18 protein-coding genes are annotated in these 22,892 nt (G+C 73.2%); 6 read left to right on the top strand and 12 right to left on the bottom strand.

The annotated features are described in order from the left end of the window. Nucleotides 1–1,010 precede the first annotated feature (1,010 nt). Entirely contained in the window at nt 1,011–1,916 is a 906-nt protein-coding gene (locus ASG32_RS28000) for an NAD(P)-dependent oxidoreductase (protein WP_056532754.1), read from the top strand. A gap of 60 nt (nt 1,917–1,976) precedes the next feature. Here ASG32_RS28000 and ASG32_RS27995 read toward each other — a convergent pair whose 3' ends face one another. The 3 genes from ASG32_RS27995 to ASG32_RS27985 all read right to left on the bottom strand — a co-directional run bounded on the left by ASG32_RS27995 (nt 1,977) and on the right by ASG32_RS27985 (nt 4,490). After that, nucleotides 1,977–2,213 carry a hypothetical protein gene (locus tag ASG32_RS27995; protein ID WP_020092366.1) on the bottom strand — a complete coding sequence of 79 codons (237 nt, stop codon included), beginning with the start codon at nt 2,211–2,213 and terminating at the stop codon, nt 1,977–1,979. Nucleotides 2,214–2,285: 72 nt separating this feature from the next. After that, nucleotides 2,286–4,208: an ABC transporter ATP-binding protein/permease gene (locus tag ASG32_RS27990; RefSeq protein WP_056532751.1), complete on the bottom strand. Its 1,923-nt coding sequence runs from the start codon at nt 4,206–4,208 to the stop codon at nt 2,286–2,288. Between the two features lie 87 nt (nt 4,209–4,295). Then, complete coding sequence (locus tag ASG32_RS27985; protein ID WP_020092364.1) at nt 4,296–4,490, bottom strand: translation initiation factor IF-2; 195 nt, start codon at nt 4,488–4,490, stop codon at nt 4,296–4,298. 104 nt (nt 4,491–4,594) lie between these two features. Between ASG32_RS27985 and ASG32_RS27980 the strand changes: the two genes are divergently transcribed. Next, nucleotides 4,595–5,929: a PLP-dependent aminotransferase family protein gene (locus tag ASG32_RS27980; protein WP_056532747.1), complete on the top strand. Its 1,335-nt coding sequence runs from the start codon at nt 4,595–4,597 to the stop codon at nt 5,927–5,929. Between the two features lie 10 nt (nt 5,930–5,939). Here ASG32_RS27980 and ASG32_RS27975 read toward each other — a convergent pair whose 3' ends face one another. Continuing rightward, complete coding sequence (locus ASG32_RS27975; RefSeq protein ID WP_056532744.1) at nt 5,940–7,442, bottom strand: LysM peptidoglycan-binding domain-containing protein; 1,503 nt, start codon at nt 7,440–7,442, stop codon at nt 5,940–5,942. Between the two features lie 227 nt (nt 7,443–7,669). Here ASG32_RS27975 and ASG32_RS27970 point away from each other — a divergent pair, with 227 nt between their 5' ends. The 3 genes from ASG32_RS27970 to ASG32_RS27960 all read left to right on the top strand — a co-directional run bounded on the left by ASG32_RS27970 (nt 7,670) and on the right by ASG32_RS27960 (nt 13,652). After that, a complete protein-coding gene (locus tag ASG32_RS27970; protein WP_056532742.1) occupies nt 7,670–8,266 on the top strand; it encodes a TIGR00730 family Rossman fold protein in 597 nt (198 codons plus the stop codon). A gap of 34 nt (nt 8,267–8,300) precedes the next feature. Beyond that, a complete protein-coding gene (locus ASG32_RS27965; protein WP_107352005.1) occupies nt 8,301–10,079 on the top strand; it encodes a methanol/ethanol family PQQ-dependent dehydrogenase in 1,779 nt (592 codons plus the stop codon). 411 nt (nt 10,080–10,490) lie between these two features. Next, the gene (locus tag ASG32_RS27960) at nt 10,491–13,652 is read left to right on the top strand and encodes an autotransporter domain-containing protein (protein WP_056532736.1); all 3,162 of its coding nucleotides are present in this window, start codon (nt 10,491–10,493) and stop codon (nt 13,650–13,652) included. Here ASG32_RS27960 and ASG32_RS27955 read toward each other — a convergent pair. Beyond that, nucleotides 13,636–14,556 carry a LysR family transcriptional regulator gene (locus ASG32_RS27955; RefSeq protein ID WP_056532733.1) on the bottom strand — a complete coding sequence of 307 codons (921 nt, stop codon included), beginning with the start codon at nt 14,554–14,556 and terminating at the stop codon, nt 13,636–13,638. The genes ASG32_RS27960 and ASG32_RS27955 overlap by 17 nt on opposite strands. A 92-nt stretch (nt 14,557–14,648) precedes the next feature. Here ASG32_RS27955 and ASG32_RS27950 point away from each other — a divergent pair, with 92 nt between their 5' ends. Beyond that, on the top strand, nt 14,649–15,518 hold the full coding sequence (locus tag ASG32_RS27950) for an aldo/keto reductase family oxidoreductase (RefSeq protein ID WP_056532730.1): 870 nt from the start codon (nt 14,649–14,651) through the stop codon (nt 15,516–15,518). 158 nt (nt 15,519–15,676) lie between these two features. On the opposite strand, the gene ASG32_RS27945 is transcribed toward ASG32_RS27950, so the two are convergent. The 7 genes from ASG32_RS27945 to ASG32_RS27915 all read right to left on the bottom strand — a co-directional run bounded on the left by ASG32_RS27945 (nt 15,677) and on the right by ASG32_RS27915 (nt 22,833). Next, nucleotides 15,677–16,906, bottom strand: coding sequence for an ABC transporter substrate-binding protein (locus ASG32_RS27945; RefSeq protein WP_056532727.1), 1,230 nt, complete (start codon nt 16,904–16,906; stop codon nt 15,677–15,679). A 267-nt stretch (nt 16,907–17,173) separates the two neighbouring features. Continuing rightward, entirely contained in the window at nt 17,174–18,061 is an 888-nt protein-coding gene (locus ASG32_RS27940) for a 3-keto-5-aminohexanoate cleavage protein (RefSeq protein ID WP_056532724.1), read from the bottom strand. 18 nt (nt 18,062–18,079) lie between these two features. Next, nucleotides 18,080–18,838 (bottom strand): SDR family oxidoreductase, encoded by a 759-nt coding sequence (locus tag ASG32_RS27935; RefSeq protein ID WP_056532722.1) that lies wholly within the window; start codon nt 18,836–18,838, stop codon nt 18,080–18,082. Then, complete coding sequence (locus ASG32_RS27930; RefSeq protein ID WP_056532719.1) at nt 18,835–19,785, bottom strand: 3-hydroxyacyl-CoA dehydrogenase family protein; 951 nt, start codon at nt 19,783–19,785, stop codon at nt 18,835–18,837. Before ASG32_RS27930 ends, ASG32_RS27935 begins: the two co-directional genes overlap by 4 nt. 65 nt (nt 19,786–19,850) lie before the next feature. Further along, nucleotides 19,851–20,702, bottom strand: coding sequence for a MoxR family ATPase (locus tag ASG32_RS27925; RefSeq protein WP_056532716.1), 852 nt, complete (start codon nt 20,700–20,702; stop codon nt 19,851–19,853). Between the two features lie 233 nt (nt 20,703–20,935). Continuing rightward, nucleotides 20,936–21,577, bottom strand: coding sequence for a hypothetical protein (locus ASG32_RS27920; RefSeq protein ID WP_056532713.1), 642 nt, complete (start codon nt 21,575–21,577; stop codon nt 20,936–20,938). Continuing rightward, nucleotides 21,574–22,833, bottom strand: coding sequence for a hypothetical protein (locus ASG32_RS27915; protein WP_020092350.1), 1,260 nt, complete (start codon nt 22,831–22,833; stop codon nt 21,574–21,576). Before ASG32_RS27915 ends, ASG32_RS27920 begins: the two co-directional genes overlap by 4 nt. Nucleotides 22,834–22,892 lie beyond the last annotated feature (59 nt).

Genomic DNA, 22,892 nt, shown 5'->3' with positions numbered 1-22,892 from the left:
CCTTCACGCATCCCTGCCCTTCGTCCGCCGTTCGGGTGCGCGTGATCGTCCCCGCGCGCGCGTGGCGCCGGGGGCATGGCCCGGGAGGCGAGCACGAGGGACGCGGGACGCCGCGGGAACCCAGGTGTCGGCCAAGTACGCGCGGGATCCGATCCCCGCGGCGCCCCGCGGCATCGACCGGGCATGGTCCCCGGCCGGTGCCGTCTGTCTCGTCGCGGCGTCTCCGACGTCCCGGTCCTGCGACTCCCCGTGAGCGGTCTCKGTCGAGGTGCRKGCACGSCGTGCCCGCRCCTCCGGAACCCGCATCGGCGCCGTGGCCTTCCAGCCGTYCCCCGCCTCGTAGTGGGCGGGTCCGCAGGTCGCTCAGGGTCGGCCCAGAGGCGGGTCGGCGCGGGGGCATTTCCTCACCCCGCCGGGCASAGTGCCGCCCGGTSTCACGCCCGCGTCCGAGGCACGCCCCGCACCGGTCCGTCGCCCGGGGCGATGGCGGCTGAGAGCCACCGACGCGGGCGCCGCCCCGTCCCCGGACCCGCACGGTCAGCCACCGGGCGGGCCCCCGAAGGACGSCCCGGGATCGCTCCCGGGCCCGCGCGGCCGCGACCAGGAACCCGAGCCACCGACGCGGGCGCCGCCCCGTCCCCGGACCCGCACGGTCAGCCACCGGGCGGGCCCCCGAAGGACGCCCCGGGATCGCTCCCGGGCCGCCGCGGACAGGTGCKGTCAGGAAGCACAAAATAGGAAYATTGTCAAGGCAAACTGAGCCGCGCGCCGCGGTCGACGACGCTTCTCCGTCATCGCGAGCGCAGCGAAGCGAGCCAGGGCGGCGCAACATCGGCAAGGTCGCGCTGCTGGCCCGCTTCGCTCCGCTCGCAAGGACGTCGGTGCCGAGAAACCATCGGCCGCAATTCCAGGGCCGGGGCTGGAAGACGGCCCCGTCCGGCGACATGCTGGCGCGGCGCCTCCCCCGCACGGACAGGGGGCGCCCGGACACTTGGAACAGGGACACCCGCATGGCCGCGCGCCTCGCCCTCCTCGGCCTCGGCGCGATGGGGCACCCCATCGCCCGCAACCTCGCGGCCAAGCGGGGCTCCGACGCCGAGACGCTCGTCGCGATCGACACCGACCCGGCCCGCCTCGCCGGCCTCGCCGCGCCGGGCCTCGTCGCCACCACCGATCCCGGCCAGGCCGCCGGCGCCGACGTGCTGTTCCTGTGCCTGCCGAACGGCGACGCCGTCGAGGCGGCCCTCCTCGGGGACGGCGCCCTGGCGGAGCGCCTCGCCCCGGGGGCGGTCGTGGTCGACCTCAGCACCATCGCGCACGCCAAGGCCCTCACGGTCGGCCGCGCCGTGGCGGCGACCGGACGCGCCTTCGTCGACGCGCCCGTCTCCGGCGCACCGGCCGGCGCCGAGGCCGGGACGCTCACCGTGATGTGCGGCGGCGCGGCCGGGGCGGTCGCCCGGGTGCGCCCGCTCCTGGAGCGGATCGGCACGACAATCCTGCACATGGGCCCGGCCGGGTCCGGCCAGCTCACCAAGACGATCAACAACGTGCTCTACGACATCAACATCGCGGCGCTGGCCGAGGTGCTGCCGATGGCCGTCGCCATGGGGCTCGACCCGGATCAGGTCGCCCAGGTGGTCACGACGGGCACGAGCCGGAGCTACGCGGCGCAGTACTTCGTGCCGCGGATCCTCCGGGGTCAGTTCGACGAGGGCTACCCGATGGGGGCGGCCTACAAGGACCTCGTCGCCGCCGCGGCGGTCGCGGCGGAGAACGGCTTCCCGATGCCGGTCACGGCGGCCGCCACCGCCACCTACCAGACCGCCCTGCGCCAGGGCCACGGCGACCGGGACAAGGGCGCCATGGTGCTGCCGTTCGAGGACCTACTCGGGGTCCGTGTGCGGTCGCGGCCGTAGGGGCCGGCCGTAGCGGCCATCGGGCGGTCGATCCCGACCGACCCGCCCGCGCCCTGGATCTTACGGCAGCTCGAGCACGTCCCTCAGCGGCACGACCGCCAGGACCTGCCCCGACGCGTCGGCGATCTCGAAGACCTGCCCGGCCAGCACCGCGCCGTCGACCCGCTGGATCTCCAAGAGCGCCCGGGCGGAGCGCTCGGCCTCGGTGCGGGCGGCGTCGAGGTCGGGCAGGTCGGCGCCGTCGAGATCCTCGACCAGCCACTGACCGTCCCGGATGTGCAGGTAGAAGTGCGGCATAACCGCAGAACCGCGCTTACCGCCTCCGGTTGCGTCCCGGCCGCGTTGCGCGGACCGCGTGTGGCCTTTCCGTCACTCCGCGGCCTCGGTCTCCGGCACGGCGGCGTGGCCCGTCCGGGGCGGGAGCACCGGCGCGTCGGCGCGCTGGAGCACCTCCAGGGCGGCGTCGGCCTCCCGCTGGCGGTCCCAGAGCGCCGCGTAGACGCCCCCGGCCTCCAGCAACTCGGCGTGGGTGCCGCGCTCGACGATGCGGCCGTGGTCGAGGACCAGGATCGCGTCGGCGTTGACCACCGTCGACAGCCGGTGGGCGATCACCAGGGTGGTCCGGCCGCGGCTGACCCGGTCGAGCGCCGCCTGGATCTCGGCCTCCGTGAAGGAGTCGAGCGCCGAGGTCGCCTCGTCGAGGACCAGGATCGGCGGCGCCTTGAGGATCGTGCGGGCGATGGCGACCCGCTGCTTCTCGCCGCCCGAGAGCTTCAGGCCGCGCTCGCCCACCGGGGTGTCGTAGCCCTCCGGCAGCCCCGAGACGAAGCGGTCGATCTGGGCGAGGCGGGCCGCCTCCCGCAGCTCCGCGTCGGTGGCGTCGGCCCGGCCGTAGCGGATGTTGTAGCCGATCGTGTCGTTGAACAGCACCGTGTCCTGCGGGACCATGCCGATCGCCGCCCGGAGCGAGGCCTGCGTCACCGCGGCGATGTCCTGCCCGTCGACGCTGATCCGGCCCCCTTGCGGTTCGTAGAACCGGAACAGCAGGCGCGAGAGCGTCGATTTGCCGGCGCCCGAGGGTCCCACCACCGCCACGGTCTGGCCCGCCGGGATCTCGAAGGTTACGCCGCGCAGGATCGGCCGCTCGGGATTGTAGGCGAAGCGCACGTCCTCGAACCGCACCGTGCCGCCCGCGACCGCGAGTGGGGCGGCGCCCGGCCGGTCGGCGATCTCGGGGTTCTGCCCGAGGATGCGGAACATGTCGTCGATGTCGATCAGCGCCTGTTTGATCTCGCGGTAGATCATGCCCATGAAGTTGAGCGGCATCGCGAGCTGCACCAGCATGGTGTTGGCGAGCACGAAGCCGCCGATCGTGGTGCGCCCGGCCAGGATGTCGCGCGCCGCGAGCCACATCACCACGGTCATGCCGAGCGTGAAGATCACCGCCTGCCCGGCATTGAGCACCGCCAGCGATACGTAGGTCTGCGTCGAGGCCTTCTCGTACTTGGCCATCGACTCGTCGTAGCGGCCGGCCTCCCGGGCTTCCGCGCCGAAATACTTCACCGTCTCGTAGTTGAGCAGCGAGTCGACCGCCTTGGTGTTGGCGTCGGTGTCGGAGGCGTTCATCCGGCGGCGGATCGCGATCCGCCACTCGGTCGCCTTGTAGGTGAAGGCCAAGTAGGCCGCGACCGTCAGGAACGCGGTCAGCGCGTAGGTCCAGTTGAACTCGTAGGCCAGCACGCCGAGCACCAGCACGAACTCGACGATGGTCGGCACCAGGGTCAGCACCATCAGGCGCGACAGCTCCTCGATGCCGGCGCGGCCGCGCTCCAGCACCCGGGTCAGGCCGCCGGTCTTGCGCTCCAGGTGGAAGCGCAGGGACAGGCGGTGCATGTGCTCGAAGGTCTGGAGCGCCAGCCGCCGAACCGCGTGCATCGCCACCTTGGCGAACAGCCCGTCGCGCACCTGCGTCAGCGCCGACATGGCGATCCGCGAGACGCCGTAGAGGGCGATCAGCAGCATCGGCGCGGCGAGGAGGCCGGTGGGCACGGCCTCGTCCTTGCCGCCGACCGCGGCGACCAGCGCGTCGGTGATCCACTTGAAGGTGAACGGCGTCACCATGGTCACCAGCTTGGCGGCGAGCAGCAGGCCGAAGGCCAGGAAGACCCGGCGCTGCAGGTCGGGCCGGCCGTGGGGCCAGAGATGCGGCCAGAGCCGCCGGTAGGTGGCGATCAGGCCGGGGCGCTCGGCCGGGATCGGCGTCCCGGCCGCGGGCGCGGTGTTGTCGGTCATGAAGGGTTCTGCGGGGCGGGATGTCCTGGCCCCGCATATAGGCCCGCTGCCGCGCCGGAGCACCCGCGCTGCGTGCAGGCCCCCGCCTCACGCCCGCCAGAACGGCTTCGCGACCTCGGCGCGCAGGTCCCAGGGCTCGAGGCCGGCGTCCCGGGCCTGGTCGGGGTGGAGCGCCGCCAGGGCGCGGCGGGTGCGGATCCGCTGCAGCCACGTGCGGAGCAGGGACGGGCGCGCGGTCGGACGGGTGACGGCGGGCGAGGAGGACAGGGTGACGGCTTGCATCGCAGACGATCCGGTGGCGGGAAGGCAGTCCGGCCGGGATTGCTGGCGGAGCATTGATCCGATACAAATCTCGGATCAATCGAAACATTGACCTCGGAGCAATTATGCGCCCCGCGGATTATCGCACCGTCGCCGACGCGATCGCGGCCGACATCGCGGCGGGCCGGCTGCGCCCCGGCGCGCGGCTGCCGCCGCAGCGCGACTTCGCCTACGCGCGGGGCATCGCGGTCTCGACGGCGAGCCGGGTCTACGCCGAGCTGGCCCGCCGGGGGCTGGTGACCGGCGAGGTCGGGCGCGGGACCTACGTCCGCAGCGAGCCGGGGCGCGCCGGATTGCTCCGCCCGGAGCCGCCCCCGGCCGCCCTCGACCTGCAGCGGACCCACTCGCGCCTGCCCGAGCAGGAGGCGGTCCTGGCCGAGACCCTGGCGGCGCTCGCCCGCGACGACGGCCAGATCGGCTTCACCCAGTACGGGCCCGCGGGCACGCCGTCGGCGCAGGCGATCGCCGCCGGGTTCCTGGCGCGGGCGGGCTACGCCCCCGATCCCGCCGACATCCTGTTCACCGGCAACGGCCGGCAGGCGCTGGCCGCCGCCCTGGCGGCCCTGGCTGCGCCCGGCGAGCGGATCGGCTGCGAGCCCCTGACCTATCCCGGGGTGAAGGGCATCGCGGCGCGGCTCGGGATCACGCTGATCCCGCTCGCCATGGACGCGGAGGGCGTCTGCCCCGAGGCGCTGCTCCAGGCCCACCGCGCGACCCCGCTGAGCGGCGTCTATCTCCAGCCGACCCTGCACAACCCCCTCGGCGCCACGATGGGGCCGGCGCGCCGGGCCGCCCTGGCGGAGGTGCTGGAGCGGACCGGGCTCACCGCCGTCGAGGACGCGGTCTACAGCTTCCTCGCCGAGGCGCCCCCGCTCGCCGGCCTCGCGCCGGACCGGGTGATCTTCGTGGACAGCCTGTCGAAGCGGGTGATGCCGGCACTGACCGTCGGCCTGATCGCCGCGCCGCCTGCCCTCACCGACCGGCTCGCCGCCTCCGTCCGCCAGGGCGCCTGGACGGTGCTCGGCCTGTCGCTCGCGGCCGGCATGCACTGGATGGCGGGGGGCTCGGCCGCGGCGCTGGCCGAGGCCAAGCGCCGGGACGCCGCGGCCCGGCAGGCCCTCGCCCGGGCCGCGCTCGCCGACCTGCGGGTCGTGGGCGATCCGCAGGCCTACCACCTCTGGCTGGAACTGCCCGAGACGTGGCGGGCCGAGGCCTACGCGGCCGCGGCCCTGCGCCAGGGCATCGCCCTCCTGCCGGCCTCGTCCTTCGCGGTCCATCCCGGCCACGCCCCGAACGCGGTGCGCCTCGCCCTGGCCTCGCCGTCGCGGGAGGAACTCGACCGGGCGCTGCGCGGCCTGCGCCGGCTGGCCTTCGCGGGCGACGACCAGGTGGTGGAGTAGGCGGCGCCGCTCAGCCGCGCTTGTCGGTGGGCAGCACGAAGATCTGGCCCGGGTAGATCAGGTCCGGATCGCGGATCTGGTTCTGGTTGGCGTCGTAGATCACCGTGTAGCGCTCGCCCCGGCCGTAGGTGCGCTGGCTGATCCGCCAGAGGTTGTCGCCGCGGGTGATCCGGGCGGTGCTGATCTCCGGCACGAACACTGCGCCGACCCGGTCCGGCTCCGCCATGTCGGCCACCTGGGGGTTCGAGACGGCGGCCGGCGGCGAGGCCGCGGCCGGCCGGTCCCGGTCGGCACCGTCGCGCGCGGCCTGATCGGGGCCGGCGCGATCCCGCGCGCCGCTCTGGGCGGGCGACGGTCCGGACTCGGCGGTCTCCCGGGCGGCGACCTGCGTCGGCTCCGGCACCGACAGGGGGGCCGCGGCGCGGCTGGCGACCTTGCCGGTGGCCGGATCGACCTGGTCGATCCGCACCTGGTACTGCCCGGGCTTGATCCCGCGCCCGATCGTGAAGGTCGCCCGGCCGTCCGGCCCGATGCTGCCCGGGGCGATCATCGTGTCGTTGAGGTAGAGCTGGATCCGCGCCCCCGGCGTGCCGGTGGCCGTCACGAACAGGCGGCCGTTCCCCTGCACGTCCACGCTGGCGATCCGGGTCGGCCCCGCCCCGGACGCCGCGGCCTCGCGGGTCTCCCCGCTCCCGGCCGGCCGGCCGGCCCGCGCCGCGTCGGCGTCGGCGTCCCGGGTACCCGGCTCGGAAGCTGGACCGGAGGATCTGGCGCCGCCCTTCGCGTCGGCCGTCGCGCCCGGCGCGCCGGGCTGCGACAGCACGACGGTCGCGGCGTCCGGGGCGGTCAGGGCCACGAGCGGCTGGCGGTCCCGGCCGGGGGCCACGTCCACCGCGACGCTCTGCTGCGACTCGGTCGCGCGCCCGTCCGCGCCGGTCATGCGCAGGCGGAGCGTGCTGGCGCCCGTCGGCAGGGCCGGCGGCACGATCGCGAACTGACCGTTGGAATCGGCCTTCGCCCGGGCCACGGGCTTGCCGTCGACCAGCATCTCGATCGCGGCGTCCGGCGCGCCGCGGCCGGCCACCACGGCGTCGCCGTTCGGCTCGACGCGGACGATGTCGAAGCGCGGCGCCTCGGCCGCATCCGGCAGGCGCGCGTCCTGGCCCGGACCGGCCTGCTGCGCCCCGGCGGTGCCGGCCTGCGGCGCCCCGGGGGTGCCGGCGCGGGGGGCCTGCGGGAGCGCCGCCACCGGGCCCTCTCCCGGCGCCGGACTCGCCCGGCCCGGCTTGTCGTCGCGGAAGTCGATCGTCGGGTCGGCGCGGCCGGCCAGGGCGCCCGGATCGGCGAGGCTGCGCAGGCTGCCGCTCGGCGCCGACGACGCGGACGGCTCGGGACCCCCGCGGCCGGTGAGCCGCCGCAGGGAGTCGCCGCCGAACAGCGCCAGCACGAGTCCCAGTCCGCCGAGAAGGCCGGCCAGCGCCAGGGCGAGACTGCGCCGCACCTGTCTCGACATCGCCACGAAGGCCTCCCCTCATCCTGCCGCCGCCCGGCGGGCGGCCGTCCGCCCGCGCGAAAAGCCGTCGACGGCGCCGCCCATAATACCGTACATGGTCCCCACACCAAGCCGTCCTGCCGCCCAGGCGGGTGAATCCCACGCGAATTCAGCAGTTTGGCACGTGGAGTGCTGGGCGCGGGGCGCGATCTGGACGGCTCGCAACGGACGCGCGAGGAGGACGCCGGATGGCTCCGGTGAGGACAGTCTGTGTCTATTGCGGCTCCGGCTTCGGCCGCGACCCGGCCTTCCGCGAGGCCGCCGAGACCCTCGGGACCGCGGTCGCGCAGGCCGGGATGGGCCTCGTCTACGGCGGCGGCGATGTCGGGCTGATGGGCACGGTGGCGCGGGCGGCGCTCGCCGCCGGCGGCCACGTCACCGGCATCATCCCGGACTTCCTCCAGGCGCGCGAGCACATGCTGGCGGACATTCAGGAGACCGTGGTGGTCTCCGACATGCACACCCGCAAGCGCCTGATGTTCGAGCGCTCGGACGCGTTCGTGACCCTGCCGGGCGGCATCGGCACCCTGGAGGAGCTGGTCGAGCAGCTGACCTGGGCGCAGCTCGGGCGCCACCGGAAGCCGGTGGTGCTGGTCTCGGTGGCGGAGTTCTGGGCGCCGCTGCTGGCCCTGTTCGAGCACATGCGCGGCCACGGCTTCATCCGCGAGGGCCTCGACCTGAGCTACCTCGTCGCGCGCGAGGCGGCCGAGGTGGTGCCGCTGCTGCGCGAGGCCGGCCACGAGCCGGACCCCCAGGCCGAGGACATCGTCCAGCAGCGCATGTAGGTGCGCGCGCCGCGCGGCGATGAGGATCACGAGGATGCGTGCGTCGATGCGTGCTTCACTGCTCGCGGCCCTGCCGCTCGCCGGCCTCGCCTCCGCGGCGGCGGCCGGCCCGTCGCCGGTCCTGCAGACCCTGGACTACGCCAACACCCGCTACTCGGCCCTCGACCAGATCGACGCCGGCAATGTCGGGCGCCTGAAGGTCGCCTGGACCTTCTCCACGGGCGTCCTGCGCGGCCACGAGGGTGCGCCGATCGTGGTCGGACACCTGATGTTCGTGCACACGCCGTTCCCCAACGTGGTCTACGCCCTCGACCTCGACCGGGGCGGGAGGATCCTGTGGCGCTACGCACCGCGGCAGGACGCGAGCGTCATCGCCGTGATGTGCTGCGACACGGTCTCCCGGGGGCTCGCCTACGCGGACGGGCGGTTGTTCCTCCAGCAGGCCGACACCACCGTGGTGGCGCTCGATCCGGGGACCGGCCGGGTGCTGTGGTCGGTGAGGAACGGCGACCCGGGCCGGGGCGAGACCAACACCGCCACGGTCCTGCCGGTGCGCGGCAAGCTCATCGTCGGGCTCGCGGGCGGCGAGTACGGGGCGCGCTGCCACGTCACGGCCTACGACCAAGCGACGGGCCGGCGGCTCTGGCGCGCCTACGCCACCGGGCCGGACGCCGACATGCTGGTCGATCCGGAGACGACGACCGAGCTCGGGCGCCCGGTCGGCCGCGATTCCTCGCTCAACAGCTGGGAGGGCGACCAGTGGCGGACCGGCGGCGCCTGCAGCTGGGGCTGGTTCTCCTACGATCCGGACCTGAACCTCGTCTATTACGGCACCGGCAATCCCTCGACCTGGAACCCGAACCAGCGCCCGGGCGACAACCGATGGGCGCAGGCGATCATCGCCCGCGACGCCGATACGGGCATCGCCCGCTGGGTCTACCAGATGACCCCCCACGACCAGTGGGACTACGACGGCGTCAACGAGATGATCCTCACCGAGCAGGTGATCGACGGCCGCGCCCGGAAGGTGCTGACTCATTTCGACCGCAACGGCTTCGGCTACACGCTGGACCGGGCCACCGGCGCGCTGCTGGTGGCGGAGAAGTTCGACCCCACGGTGAACTGGGCCAGCCGGATCAGCGTGGATCCCGCCGCGCCCGATTACGGAAAGCCGGTGGTCGACAAGCGCTACGCCCCCGGCGAGGCCGACGAGGACGAAGCAACCAAAAATATCTGTCCCGGGGCGCTCGGTGCCAAGAACCAGCAGCCGGCCGCCTACTCGGCCAAGACGCGGCTGTTCTACGTGCCGGCCAACCACATGTGCATGGATTACGAGGCGTTCCGGGTCACCTACACGCCCGGCCAGCCCTATGTCGGCGCGACGCTCACCCTGCACCCGCCCGAGGGCTCGGACCGGACCGGGGCGTTCATCGCCTGGGACGGCGCGAAGGGCCGGATCGCCTGGACGATCCCGGAGCCGTTCTCGGTCTGGTCGGGGGCGCTCGCCACGGCGGGCAACGTGGTCTTCTACGGCACGCTGGAGGGCTACCTGAAGGCGGTCGACGCGCGGGACGGGCACGAGCTGTACCGGTTCAAGACCCCGTCCGGGATCGTCGGCAACGTCACCACCTACCTGCACGGCGGCAAGCAGTACGTCGCGGTGCTGTCCGGGGTCGGCGGCTGGGCCGGGATCGGCCTGGCGGCCGGGCTGACCGACCCCGCGGACGGTTCGGGGGCGGTGGGGGGCTACGCGGCCCTGTCGCAGTACACGGCGCCGGGCGGGCAGCTCACGGTGTTCGAACTGCCGCAGTGAGCCGCCCCGGCGGCGTCCGCACGCGCCGCCGGGCGATTCGCACGGCATCTCCCTGACCTTCCGAGGCGCTCCCGCGCCGGGTCTGGCTGGACGCATCCCGGGCCGCCTCTCCTGTCCCGCATGACCACGTCACCGGCGCCGGTGGCCGGCCTCGGGCGGGCCTATCCAGATGCGGCCGCGCCGGTCACGGCGATCGATGATCGGTCAGAAGTGCTGGCCGGGCAAATTCAGAAGTAAAAATTCTCACTTCTCAAGTATATTTGTAAAAAATAAGCCGCCTCACAGAGTGTTGCTCAGAGGATACGAATCGAAAATGCGTCCGATTTTGAACGAACTATGACGATCTGCCGTCGATGATCTTGGATATGGGGCGCGCGACCGGCCGGACGGGGCGGTGTCGGGGAGCGCGTCATGACACGAGGATATGGGGTCTCACTCGCCGCGCTGGCGGTCGTGCTGCTCGGTCCGGGCGCCCAGGCGCAGACGGCCGGCAACGGCGTCGACATCCTGTCGGGTTTCCGGCGGATCTGGATCCCCGGACGGACCTACGACACCGGATCGCCCACGGCCCTCGGGGCGCCCCTCCTGCTGCGCAACATCCAGATCGTCGCCGAGCGGGCGCGGGAGCGGACCGGCGCGCAGGAGATCGCCGCCTATTACGACGACCGCCGCAACCAGAGCTACAGCGTCATCGACGGCCTCGGGCCGCTGACGCGGGCCTATCTGGCGGGATCGGGGGCGACCACCACGATCCCGGCCTTCGACGCGACCACGTCGCGCGTGCAGTACGTCGACCAGGGGACCGGTGCCGGCGTGACGACGTCGCCCCTCGGGAAGGTCGTGCAGCTGGTCAACGCGTTCCGGACCAACGCCTCCACCGGCCCGGCCAAGGACGCCTACAGCTATCCGCGCCCCTGGCGGCAGAGCCTGGACGGCCAGGGCCTCGGCCTCGTCGTGCCGCCCTCCCTTGGGCCGGAGAAGAGCCCGACCCCCGCGACGGATGGCGGCTTCCCGAGCGGCCACACCAACGCCGCCTATCTCTCGGCCCTCGCCCTGGCCTACGCGGTCCCGCAGCGTTTCCAGGAACTGCTCACCCGCGCGAGCGAGCTCGGCGACAACCGGATCGAGGCGGGCATGCACTCGCCCACCGACGTGATCGGCGGCCGCGTGCTGGCGACCTACTTCGCCATCCGGGCACTCAACGATCCCGCGAACGCGGCCCTGCTGGGCGAGGCCTTCGCGCAGGCGCAGAGCTACCTGAGCCAGGCCTGCGGCGGCCCGCTGGAGCGGTGCGCCCACGCGCCCGTGGATCCGGCCACCGACCGGTTCTCCGATTACGCGCGCAACAAGGCCGCCTACACGGCGCGCCTGACCTACGGCCTGCCTCCGGTCGGGCCCACGGACCGTCCGCCGGTGGTCCCGGCGGGTGCCGAGGCGCTGCTCGCGACCCGCTTTCCCTACCTCACGGCGGCGCAGCGCCGCGACGTGATCGCGACCACGGAGCTGCCCTCCGGCGGCTTCCTCGACAACGGGCTGGGCTACGACCGCATCAACCTGTTCGCCGCTGCCGACGGCTACGGCGCCTTCAGCGGCACGGTCACCGTCACGATGGACGCGGCCAGGGGCGGGTTCTCGGCCTACGACGTCTGGCGCAACGACATCGGCGGCACGGGCGGCCTCGTGAAGCTCGGCAGCGGGACGCTGGTCCTGACCGGCGCCAACACCTACGCGGGCGGCACGACGATCGGCGGCGGGACGCTCGTCGGCCATGCCGGCGCCTTCGGCACGGGCGCCATCGTCGACGACGCGGCCCTCGTCGTGGATCAATCGACCGACGGGACGCTGGCCAACGCCGTCTCGGGCTCCGGGACCCTGACCAAGACCGGGGCGGGCACCCTCACGCTCACGGGGCTCAGCACGCTGACGGGCGCCACCGCCGTGCAGGCCGGTCGGCTCGTCGTGAACGGCGGCCTCGCCCACTCGGTCGTGTCGGTGTTGCCGGGGGCCGAGCTCGGCGGCTCGGGCACGCTGGGCGGGATCGTCGCGCTCGCGGGCGCCACGGTGGCGCCGGGCAATTCCATCGGCACGCTCACGGTCGCCGGCAACGTCGGCTTCGCGCCGGGCTCGACCTACCGGGTCGAGGCCGACGCCGCCGGCCGGGCCGACCGGATCGCCGCCACCGGCACCGCCACCCTGTCGGGCGGCACCGTCCAGGTGCGTGCCGCCTCCGGCGCCTACAACCCGCGCACCACCTACACGATCCTCTCCGCCGCCGGCGGCGTCTCCGGCCGGTTCGCCGGCGTGACCGCGAACCTCGCCTTCCTCACCCCGGGCCTGCGCTACCGGACCGACGCGGTCGACCTGACGCTCACCCGCAACGACGTGCCCTTCGCCGCCAGCGCCACCTCGCGCAACAGCGCGGCCGCCGCCAACGCGATCCAGGCGATGGGCGCCGGCCGGCTCTACGACGCGGCGGTCGCCTTCACGGCCAACGAGGCCGGCAGCGGCTTCCGGGCGCTGGCCGGCGACATCCACGCCGGCACCGTGTCCACCGCCTACGAGACCGCCTTCTTCGTGCGCGAGGCGGTGCTCGACCGCCTGCGCTGGGGCGATCCCGGTGCCGGGCTCGACGCCGGCGCCCTGCCGGCCGCCGACGCGGCCGACCTGCCCGGCCGGGTTCCGGTGGTGGCGACCGTGCCGGTGCGCACCCTCGACCCGCAGGTGTTCGAGCTCTGGGGCCAGGGCTTCGGCGCCTTCGGCACGGCCGATGGCGGCGGCAACGCGTTGGACCTCGACCGGCAGATCGCCGGCTTCGCGGCCGCCGCGGACGTGCGGCTCCCCAGCGGGCTGCGCTTCGGCGCGGTCGGCGGCTACACGGAGGCCTTCCTCGACAGCGCCGGCCGGGCGGGCGGCGCGAGCCGGGCGGAGAGTGCGACGCTCAGGAGCGGGTTCGGCGGCCTGTACGGCGGCTACGAGCTCGGCCCGCTGTCGCTGCGGCTCGGCGCGCTCTACGCCGACACGGACGCGCGCACCCGCCGCGCGGTGCAGTACGGCCTGTCCGACACGCTGAGCGGGCACGGCGGCGGCTCCACGGTGCAGGGCTTCGGCGAGATCGGCTGGAGGATCGCGCTGGGCACGCCGGCGGCGCGCTTCGTCGAGCCGTTCGCGGGCGGGGCCTATGTCGGCATCCGGCGCGGCGCCTTCGCGGAGGCCGGGGGCGCGGCGGCGCTGGCGAGCTTCGCGCGGGACTACGACCTCGGCGCGGCGACGGTGGGCGTGCGGGCGCAGGCGCGCCTGGACCTGGGTCTCGGCCTGCCGGTGACGCTGCGGGGTCTCGTCGGCTACCGGCGCGCGTTCGGCGACGTCGTGCCGACCGCTCTGCTGGCCTTCGGGGCGGGCGGCCCGGCCTTCCTGAGCGCGGGGGTTCCGATCGCCCGGGACGCGCTGGTGGCGCAGGTGGGCCTGGACCTGGCGGTGGCGCCGGACGCGAGCCTGGGCGTGGCCTACACGGGTCAGACCGGCGGCCGCGCCCAGGATCAGGCCGTGACGGGCCGCTTCACCCTGCGGTTCTAGCGCGCGACGCCTGCGCGCCGACGAAGTCCACGAAGGCGCGCAGGGGCGCCGGCAGGTGCCGCCGGCCGGGATAGTAGAGGAACGGGCCGGAGAAGACCTGCCACCAGGGCTCCAGCACCGGCACCAGGGCGCCGCTCGCGAGCTGCGGCCGCAGCCAGTCCTCGAACAGGTGGACGATCCCGGTGCCGGCGACCGCGGCCTCGACCGCGAGGTCGCTGGCGGCGACCCGCACGATCAGCGGGCCGGACGGGTCCACCCGGACGATGGTGCCGTCGCGCTCGAACTCCCACGGCGCCGTCAGCGCGCCGCTGGGGAAGCGGCCGAGCAGGCAGGCGTGCTCCAGGAGATCCCGCGGGTGCTCCGGCCGGCCGCGCTTCTCGAGATAGGCGGGCGCCGCCGCGGTGGCGAAGCGCTGCCGCCGCGGGCCGATCGGCACGGCGATCATGTCCTGCTCCAGCCGCTCGTCGTAGCGGATGCCGGCGTCGCAGCCCGCCGCCAGCACGTCCACGAACCCGTCCTCGACCACCACTTCCAGGCGGATCTCCGGGTAGGCCGCCAGGAACGGCGGCACGAGGGCCGGCAGCACCAGCCGGGCAGCGCTCAGCGGCACGTTGAGCCGGAGCGTGCCCGCGGGACGGTCGCGGAACCCGTTCACCACGTCGAGGGCGGATTCCACCTCGGCGAGGGCCGGCCCGAGCCGCTCCAGCAGGCGGGCCCCCGCCTCGGTCGGCGCGACGCTGCGGGTGGTGCGGTTCAGGAGGCGCACCCCCAGGCCCGCCTCCAGCCGGCGCACCGCCTCGCTGAGGCTCGACGCGCTGCCGCCGCCGGCGCGGGCGCCTTCGCGGAAACCGCCGGCCCGAGCCACGGTCACGAAGGCGACGAGGTCCGTGAGATCCTGGGTCATCGTTCGAGAATCCGCACAGGCCGTGCCGATTGTCACGGCTTATCGACGCAAAAACGGGCGTCTACATCCGGGCCACCAACAGGAGATTTGCCATGACCGATCTCGCGCAGGCCGAGACCTTCCAACTCGGTGACCGCACCGTGAAGCGGCTCGGCTACGGGGCCATGCAGCTCGCCGGGCCCGGCGTGTTCGGGCCGCCCAAGGACCGCGCGGCGGCGGTCGCGGTGCTGCGGGCGGCCGTGGCGGCGGGGGTCGACCACATCGACACGAGCGACTTCTACGGGCCGCACGTCACCAACCAGATCATCCGCGAGGCGCTGCACCCCTATCCGGACGGGCTCGTGATCGTCACCAAGGTCGGCGCCGAGCGCGGGGCCGACGCCTCGTGGAACCCGGCCTTCTCGGCCGCGGACCTCACCCGGGCGGTTCACGACAACCTGCGCAACCTCGGCGTCGACGCCCTCGACGTGGTCAACCTGCGCCTGATGTTCGACGTCCACGGCCCCGCGGAAGGCTCGATCGAGGCGCCGCTGACGGTGCTGGCGGATCTCCAACGCCAGGGGCTGATCCGCCGGATCGGCCTGAGCAACGCGACGCCCCGGCAGGTCGCGGACGGGCGGCGGATCACCGACATCGTCTGCGTGCAGAACCAGTACAATCTCGCCCATCGGGGCGACGACGCCTTCGTCGACGATCTGGCGGCGGCCGGGATCGCCTACGTGCCGTTCTTCCCCCTGGGCGGGTTCAGCCCGCTGCAGTCGGACACCCTGTCGGCGGTGGCGGCCGGGCTGGGCGCGACGCCCATGCAGGTGGCGCTGGCGTGGCTGCTGCGCCGGTCGCCCAACATCCTGCTGATCCCGGGGACGTCGTCCCTCGGCCACCTCCGCGAGAACCTCGCGGCGGCCACGCTCGCGCTCCCGGATGAGGCGATGGCGGCGCTGGATCGGATCGGGGCGGCGTGAACGGTTTCCGTCCGGACGCTTCGGTTGGGGGCTCCCTCACCGTCACCACGAGCGCAGCGACGTGACCCAGGGCAGCGCGACGACGGTCGGCGTCGCGCCGTCTGGATCGCTTCGCTCCGCTCGCAAGGACGGCGGTGCGGAAAGGAGCGACCCGAGGCCTACTTCGCCGTCATGCCGGCCACCATCGGGCAGCCGCCCTCGCTCATCGGGCGGAAGGCCTGCTCGGCCGGGATCGTCTCCAGCACCTTGTAGAGATCCCACGCGCCCTTCGACTCGGACGGCGCCTTGGCCTCGAACAGGTACATCGGGTGGATCTTGCGCCCGTCCGGCCGGATCGTGCCCTTGCCGAACAGCGGGTCGTCGGTCGGCATCTCCTTCATCTTGGCGACCACGGCAGCGCCGTCCTTGGCCGAGCGCAGGGCCGCCACCGCCTTCAGGTAGTGCAGCGTGCTGGCGTAGACGCCCGCCTGGTACGAGGTCGGCTTCTTGCCGGGCATGCGCTTCTCGAACCGCTCCGCGAAGGCCCGGGTGCCGTCGTTGAGGTCCCAGTAGAACGAGGCGGTGAAGGCGAGGCCCTGCGCCACGTCCAGGCCCAGCGAGTGGATGTCGGTGATGGCGATCAGCAGGGCGGCGAGCGTCTGACCGCCCTGGCGGATGCCGAACTCGTGCGCCTGCTTGATGGCGTTGGCGGCGTCGAGCCCGGCATCGGCGAGCCCGATCACCTGCGCGCCCGAGGCCTGGGCCTGGAGCAGGAACGAGGAGAAGTCCGGGTTCGGGAACGGCGTGCGCACGCCGCCGACGACCGTGCCGCCGTTCTTCTCCACCACCGCCTTGGTGTCGCGCTCCAGGGCGAGGCCGAAGGCGTAGTCGGCGGTGATGAAGTACCAGGACTTGCCGCCGCGCTTGAGGATGGCCTTGCCGGTGCCGTTGGCCAGCGCCGCGGTGTCGTAGGTCCAGTGCACGGTGTTGGGCGTGCAGGCCGGGCCGGTGAGGTCGGCGGTGCCGCCGCCCGAGTTGATGAAGGCCTTGTTCTTCTCCTTGGTGATCTGCGCGATGGCGAGCGCCACCGAGGAGGTCGGCACGTCGAACACCGCGTCGACGCCGTCGCGGTCGTACCATTGCCGGGTGATCGAGGCGCCGACATCGGGCTTGTTCTGGTGGTCGGCGGCGACGACCTCGACCTTCAGCCCGTGTTCCTCCGGCTTGAAGTCCTCGACCGCCATGCGGGCGGCCACCACCGAGCCCTCGCCGGTGGAGTCGAAGTAGACGCCGGAGCGGTCGTTCAGCACGCCGATCTTCACCGGCACGAGGTCGGCCGCGAGCGCCGCGCCGGCGCCGAGCGCGCACAAGCTCCCGAGCAGCGCCGCGGCGCGGTGGCGGAGCGTCATGTCTCTCTCCCTGTCGTGTCCACCCGGCGGCGTTGATCGCCGCTCGGGCTGTTTCCGAAGGCAGAGTATCCGCGGCGGTCCGCGGCTGGAACGGGTGCGCGTGAGGATGCCGGCGATCCGTCAGGGGCAGCCCTCCCCGCCCGAGACGGCACCGCCGTCTTTGCGAGCGGAGCGAAGCAATCCAGCAGCACCACGCTCGCCGAGGTCGCGCTGCCCTGGGTCACGTCGCTGCGCGCGCGATGACGGGGAGCGGCGGCGATCGGCCTCTCAACCGCCCCGCGACGTCAATCCAAACATCGCCCGCGCCTGATCGGGCGTGGCCGGCTCCCGGTCGATGTGGGCCAGCAGGCTCACGGCCTTCTCCACCAGGGCGGCGTTGCTCGGCGCGAGCGTGCCCCGGGACAGGTACAGGTTGTCCTCCAGCCCGACGCGGACGTTGCCGCCCATGCCGGCGGCGACCGCGAGGATCGGGAACTCCTCCCGGCCGATGCCGAAGGCCGACCAGACCGCGTCCTCCGGCAGTCGGGCGCGCATCGCCACGAGGGCCTCCGGCGTCGCGGGCGCCCCCCAGGGGATGCCGAGGCAGATCTGGAACAGCGGCGGGCGCGCCAGATGCCCCTCGGCGATCAGGTGCCGGGCCAGCTCGATCTGGCCGAGATCGAACACCTCGATCTCGGGCTTCACGCCCGCGTCGCGGATGTGCCCCGCCATCGCCCGCAGGTGGCCGGGAGTGTTGAGGAACAGGTGCTCGCCGAAATTCATCGTGGCGATGTCGAGGGTGCAGATCTCCGGCCGCAGCGCGCCGACATGCCGGGTGCGGGCCTCCGGTCCCACGAAGGTCGTGCCCGGGCCGGCGACCGACGGGTCGGGGTCGCCCGGCACGAACCGGCCTCCCGCCCCCGTGGTCAGGTTGAGGATCACGGCGTCGTTCTTCTCGCGGATCCGCTCCACCACCTCGCGGTAATGGGCGAGCTCCATGCTCGCCGCGGCGGTCTCGGGGTCGCGGACGTGGATGTGGACCACGGCCGCCCCGGCGGCGGCGGCCTCGAGGGCTGACCGGGCGATGGCCTCCGGGCTCACCGGCACGGCCGGGTTCTTCCGCGGCGTGTCGAAGGAGCCCGTGAGGGCGCAGGTGATGACGGTGGTGCTCGCCATGTGTGTGCTCCCCGCGCGTCAGATCGCTCCGCCGTCGACCGTGATGGTCTCGCCCGTGATGTAGGCCGCGCCCGCGCCCAGGAAGAAGATCGTCTCGGCGATGTCCTCCGGGCGGGCCATGCGGCCGAGCATCGTGCGCCCCACGGTCGCGGCCTTGCGCTCCTCCGACCAGGGCTCGGTCCAGGGCGTGGCGACGAGGCCGGGCGCCACCGCGTTGACTCGCACGTCCGGCGCCAGCGCCCGGGCGAGGCTCCGGGTCAGGTTGATCAGTCCGGCCTTGCTCGCCGAGTAGGCGACCGACGAGCCGCGCCGCCCGAGGCCGGCCACCGACGCGGTGTTGACGATGGCGCCGCGGCTCGCCTTGAGGGTCGCGGCCGCGGCCTTCGCGCAGCGGAACGGCCCGAGCAGGTTGGTCGCCAGGATCGTGGCCCAGAAATCCTCGGTCATCGCGTCGAGGTCCTCGAAGGCGATGGGCGTGGTCGTGCCCGACGTGCCGGCATTGTTGACGAGCACGTCGAGGCCACCGAGCCGGTCGATGCCGGCCGAAACCATCGCCTCGGCCTCGCCCGCCCGCGACACGTCGCCGGGCAGCGCGATCACCGAGAATCCGGCTCCGGCGAGCCGGGCGGCCTCTTCGGGGCCGCGGGGATCGTCCGGCAGGTGGTTCAGCGCCACGGTGGCGCCGTTGCGGGCGAAGATCGCGACGGTCGCGAGCCCGATCCCCGACGAGGCTCCGGTGACGAGGACGCGCCGTCCGGACAGGTCCGCTCCGATCATGATCCCTCCATCCGGCCGATCCCGGCCATCGCCGCCTTGAGCGCCAGGAGCTTGCGGTCGCGCTCGCGGAACAGCTCTTCCGGCGGCCGCCCGCCCCAGTCGAAATAGCCCTTGCCGGCCATCACCCCGGTCCGGCCGGCGGCGCAGAGGGCGTCGAGGGTCTCGGAGCGGGTGCGCGGCGGCGGCGGCGCGTAGCTGCCGTTGGCGAGCGCCCGCTGCGTCAGCTCCAGGCCGGTGAAGTCGGCCTTGGCGAGGTGGCCGAGGATCGGGATGCGCAAGGCGAGCCCGTGGACGATCGCGTCGTCGATGTCCTTCGGCGCGGCGACGTCCTCGTCGAGGAGCCGGAACACCTCGGCGCTGATCGCCTGCTGGATGCGGTTGGCGACGTAGCCCGGGATGAAGCGCTTCAGCACGATCGGGACCTGGCCCAGGCCGCGCACGAACTCGGCCATGGCGGCGACGACCGCCGGGTCCGTGCCGGGCCCCGGCACCACGTCGACGAGGTCGACGATGTAGGGCGGCGTGTACCAGTGCAGGATCAGCGCCCGCGCCTGCCGGCGCTCCGGGATCAGCGGGAAGACGTCGAGGTAGCTGGTGTTGCTGGCGAGGATCGCGTCGGCCGGGCAGAGCCGGTCCAGCTCGGAGAAGAGCGCGCGCTTGGCCTCCGGGTTCTCGGTGATCGCCTCGATCACGAGGCCGGCGCCCGAGACCGCCGCGTCGAGCGCCGCCTCGACCCGGACGGCCCGGGCCAGCCGCGCGGCATCCCAGCCCTCCGGGGCGGCGCCGGCCTCCCGCAGGGTCGCGAGGGCGGATTCCATCAGGCCGGGGATCCGCGCCCGGGTCTCGGGCCGCGTGTCGGTGATCCGCACGCCGTGGCCGGCGAGCGCCAGCACCAGGGCGATGCCGTGCCCCATCACGCCGCCGCCGACGATCGCGATCTCGCCCATGCCGCACGCTCCTGTCCCTGCCCCGGGGCTCCTCTCGCGGGAATCCTCGGGTCGTCCGTCCGGCCTCAGCCGCCGCGCTGGTCCCGGCGCATCATGAAGGCCAGCTTCTCGAACAGGCTGACATCCTGCTCGTTCTTCAGGAGCGCCCCGTGCAGCGGCGGGATCAGCTTGCGGCCGTCCTGCTCGCGCAGGGTCTCGGGGGCGATGTCCTCGGAGACGAGGAGCTTCAGCCAGTCGAGCAGCTCCGAGGTCGAGGGCTTCTTCTTGAGGCCCGGCACCTCGCGCATCGCCAGGAAGGTCCGCAGGGCCTCCTCGACGAGGCGGTGCTTGATGCCCGGATAGTGGACGTCGACGATGCGCTGCAGCGTCTCGGAATCGGGGAACTTGATGTAGTGGAAGAAGCAGCGGCGCAGGAACGCGTCCGGCAGCTCCTTCTCGTTGTTCGACGTGATGATCACGATCGGCCGGCGCACGGCCTTCACGGTCTCGCCGGTCTCGTAGACGTGGAACTCCATCCGGTCGAGTTCGGTCAGCAGGTCGTTGGGGAACTCGATATCGGCCTTGTCGATCTCGTCGATGAGCAGGACCGGGCGCTCGGGCGCGGTGAACGCCTCCCAGAGCTTGCCGCGCCGGATGTAGTTGGAGATGTCCGAGACCCGGGGGTCGCCGAGCTGCGAGTCGCGCAGGCGCGAGACCGCGTCGTACTCGTAGAGCCCCTGCTGCGCCTTGGTGGTCGACTTGATGTTCCAGACGATCAGCGGCGCGCCCAAGCCCTTGGCGATCTCCTCGGCCAGCACGGTCTTGCCGGTGCCGGGCTCGCCCTTCACGAGGAGCGGCCGTTCCAGGACCACGGCGGCGTTGACCGCCGCGGTGAGGTCGGGGGTCGCGACGTAGGTCTCGGTTCCGGAAAAGCGCATCGCGGTCTCGGAGAGAGGGGCTCGGGCCCAGGGGTAGCGCGCCGCGCCGCCGGGCCGCAAGCGCCGAGCCCTCCCGGCCGTCCCAGTCGGTGCCGGCTGATGCGCCCGCCCGATGGTCCACGCCGTTATCACGAGCGAAGCGAAGTGACCCAGAGCAGCGGGACGTCCGAAGGCGTGGCGCTACCCTGGATTGCTTCGCTTCGCTCGCAAGGACGGTGGCGCCGCGAGCGATCTCAGCCCTTCTCGTGCCAGACGCAGTTCCGGGCGAGGATCTCGAGGTTGACGTCCGACTTCTGCGGCTGCGGCAGGGTCTTGCCGTCCATGGCGAGGTCGATCTTGATCTCGACCTGACCCTTCGCCTCGGCCGTGCGGCGGGAGAAGTAGCAGTACTGCTGGTAGGGCTGGTCGGCGCTGTCCTTGAAGTTCCAGCCGGTCACGATCTGCCCGTCGAGGTAGGGCACCTGCTTGAACACCGTGAAGGTCGTGTTCACCGTCGCCTTCGAGGCCGGGGTCGCGTCGCTGCCGAGCTGCGCCCGGGTGGGCGTCGGCGAGGCGGCGACCTTGGGCAGGCCCTCGAGCTTGAGGGTGTTGTCGGTCAGCGTGACCTCGCCCTTGGTCTTCAGGGTCACGTCCGAGAGCGCCGCCTGCATGGCGGCGGCGATCTTCTCGGCGGCGGTGTCGAACTGGTTCAGGGTCGCCCAGCCGTAGGCCGCCGCGCCGACGCCGATGCCCGCGAGGCACGCGAAGGCGCCGAAGCCCAGCGCCCGGAACAGGAAGGCCCGGGCCGCGACGTAGCTCGAATCCGCCCGCAGGCGGGAATTCACCTGCTGGGCGAGGGCGATGTTCTCGGGGGTCCCGCTCGCGACGTAGTTCATGCGCCGGCTCCAGCGGCAGGGAGGGTCGGGCCCGGATGGGTCTGGTTCGGCAGCGCCTGCTGGCCCTGGGCCGGCCGGTTCATCGGGATCACCGCGCCCGACGCGTTGGCGGCGCGCGGCAGGATCGGCTCGGGGTGCGAGCGCAGGGCGTCGGCGATCGCGTCGAGCATGTAGGGGGCCGCCTCCGGGTTCACGGCGGCGCCGAGATCGTCCTCGTCCATGAAGGTCCGGCGGGTCGAGACCGCGCAGAGCGCCAGGATCGTCGACGCGAAGGCGGCGCAGACCGCGGGCAGGAACACGAAGATCCGCAGGAAGGCGTGGACCTGGCTCTCGGTCACGTCGATCGGGTCGACGCCGTAGACCATGGCGGTGAAGGAGTGGAGCTGCGAGCGGTTGACCGCGTTCCGGTAGCCCTGCTCGGCATCGGCCACGCGCCGGTCGGCGGCGCCCGGATCGAGGGCGGCGCGCGCCTTGCGGGCCTCCTCCAGGTCCTTGATCATCCCGGCGCGGTCGGCGGACGCTTTGGCGACGCCCTGCGACAGGGCGGCGACGCGGGGATCGGCCACGCATTTCAGGTTCTGGTACTTCCGGCCCTTGCTGTTGGTGCCGAAGACCCGCTCGCAGCGCTGGGCCGGGAGGCCGGCGAGCTGCTGGGCGTTGTCGGCGGAGCGCTTCTCGATCTGGTCGAGCTCGGCCGTGTACTGCGCCACGCGCTCGTCGGCCGCCTTGATCCGGTCGCCGATCGTGGCGCGGTCGGCCTGGGCGTCCTTCAGGGCGGTCTTGGTCCGGGCCGCCTCCATCAGGCGGGGATGGAACATCATCTCGCCGAGCTGCGACACCGACTTGGTGGTCACGCCCGCCGCGAAGATGATGCCCAGCACGGCGAGGCCGCGCACGAAGTAGGAGCGCTGGGTCCGGGCCAGGATGCCGAGCGGCACGCGGCACAGCTCCACCGCGGCGTAGACCAGCGGCGCCAGCAGCATGAAGTAGAAGGCGTGCCAGTCGCCGTCGCTGTAGACGCCCGCGAACAGCCACGCGCCCCAGAGCGAGGCGCCGATCACCATGAACTCGACGAGGTACGCGATCGCCACGTAGCCCCACTTGATGCGGTAGCCCTTCTCGACGTGGCGCTGGTGCCGCCAGCGGTCCGACTCGAGCTTCCACTCGCGCTTCTCGCGCTCGAGGTCGCGGCTGGGGGGCGCTGCCGGACCGGCAAATATCGATTTGATGGAGATCATCGGCCTCGTCGCATCCATCCGGTCCAGTTCCGGGCCGAGCCCGGCCGAGCTTAACCCCCGGTTAACTCAGGCGTGTA

It is taken from the genome of Methylobacterium sp. Leaf361, from assembly GCF_001424445.1.
Taxonomy (GTDB): domain Bacteria; phylum Pseudomonadota; class Alphaproteobacteria; order Rhizobiales; family Beijerinckiaceae; genus Methylobacterium.
This window is presented reverse-complemented; position numbering and strand designations above follow the sequence as displayed.

Coding starts and splice junctions, on each gene's coding strand:
- ASG32_RS28000 (WP_056532754.1), top strand. CDS start 1,011: ATGGCCGCGCGCCTCGCCCTCCTCGGCCTCGGCGCGATGGGGCACCCC.
- ASG32_RS27995 (WP_020092366.1), bottom strand. CDS start 2,213: ATGCCGCACTTCTACCTGCACATCCGGGACGGTCAGTGGCTGGTCGAG.
- ASG32_RS27990 (WP_056532751.1), bottom strand. CDS start 4,208: ATGACCGACAACACCGCGCCCGCGGCCGGGACGCCGATCCCGGCCGAG.
- ASG32_RS27985 (WP_020092364.1), bottom strand. CDS start 4,490: ATGCAAGCCGTCACCCTGTCCTCCTCGCCCGCCGTCACCCGTCCGACC.
- ASG32_RS27980 (WP_056532747.1), top strand. CDS start 4,595: ATGCGCCCCGCGGATTATCGCACCGTCGCCGACGCGATCGCGGCCGAC.
- ASG32_RS27975 (WP_056532744.1), bottom strand. CDS start 7,442: ATGTCGAGACAGGTGCGGCGCAGTCTCGCCCTGGCGCTGGCCGGCCTT.
- ASG32_RS27970 (WP_056532742.1), top strand. CDS start 7,670: ATGGCTCCGGTGAGGACAGTCTGTGTCTATTGCGGCTCCGGCTTCGGC.
- ASG32_RS27965 (WP_107352005.1), top strand. CDS start 8,301: ATGCGTGCGTCGATGCGTGCTTCACTGCTCGCGGCCCTGCCGCTCGCC.
- ASG32_RS27960 (WP_056532736.1), top strand. CDS start 10,491: ATGACACGAGGATATGGGGTCTCACTCGCCGCGCTGGCGGTCGTGCTG.
- ASG32_RS27955 (WP_056532733.1), bottom strand. CDS start 14,556: ATGACCCAGGATCTCACGGACCTCGTCGCCTTCGTGACCGTGGCTCGG.
- ASG32_RS27950 (WP_056532730.1), top strand. CDS start 14,649: ATGACCGATCTCGCGCAGGCCGAGACCTTCCAACTCGGTGACCGCACC.
- ASG32_RS27945 (WP_056532727.1), bottom strand. CDS start 16,906: ATGACGCTCCGCCACCGCGCCGCGGCGCTGCTCGGGAGCTTGTGCGCG.
- ASG32_RS27940 (WP_056532724.1), bottom strand. CDS start 18,061: ATGGCGAGCACCACCGTCATCACCTGCGCCCTCACGGGCTCCTTCGAC.
- ASG32_RS27935 (WP_056532722.1), bottom strand. CDS start 18,838: ATGATCGGAGCGGACCTGTCCGGACGGCGCGTCCTCGTCACCGGAGCC.
- ASG32_RS27930 (WP_056532719.1), bottom strand. CDS start 19,785: ATGGGCGAGATCGCGATCGTCGGCGGCGGCGTGATGGGGCACGGCATC.
- ASG32_RS27925 (WP_056532716.1), bottom strand. CDS start 20,702: ATGCGCTTTTCCGGAACCGAGACCTACGTCGCGACCCCCGACCTCACC.
- ASG32_RS27920 (WP_056532713.1), bottom strand. CDS start 21,577: ATGAACTACGTCGCGAGCGGGACCCCCGAGAACATCGCCCTCGCCCAG.
- ASG32_RS27915 (WP_020092350.1), bottom strand. CDS start 22,833: ATGGATGCGACGAGGCCGATGATCTCCATCAAATCGATATTTGCCGGT.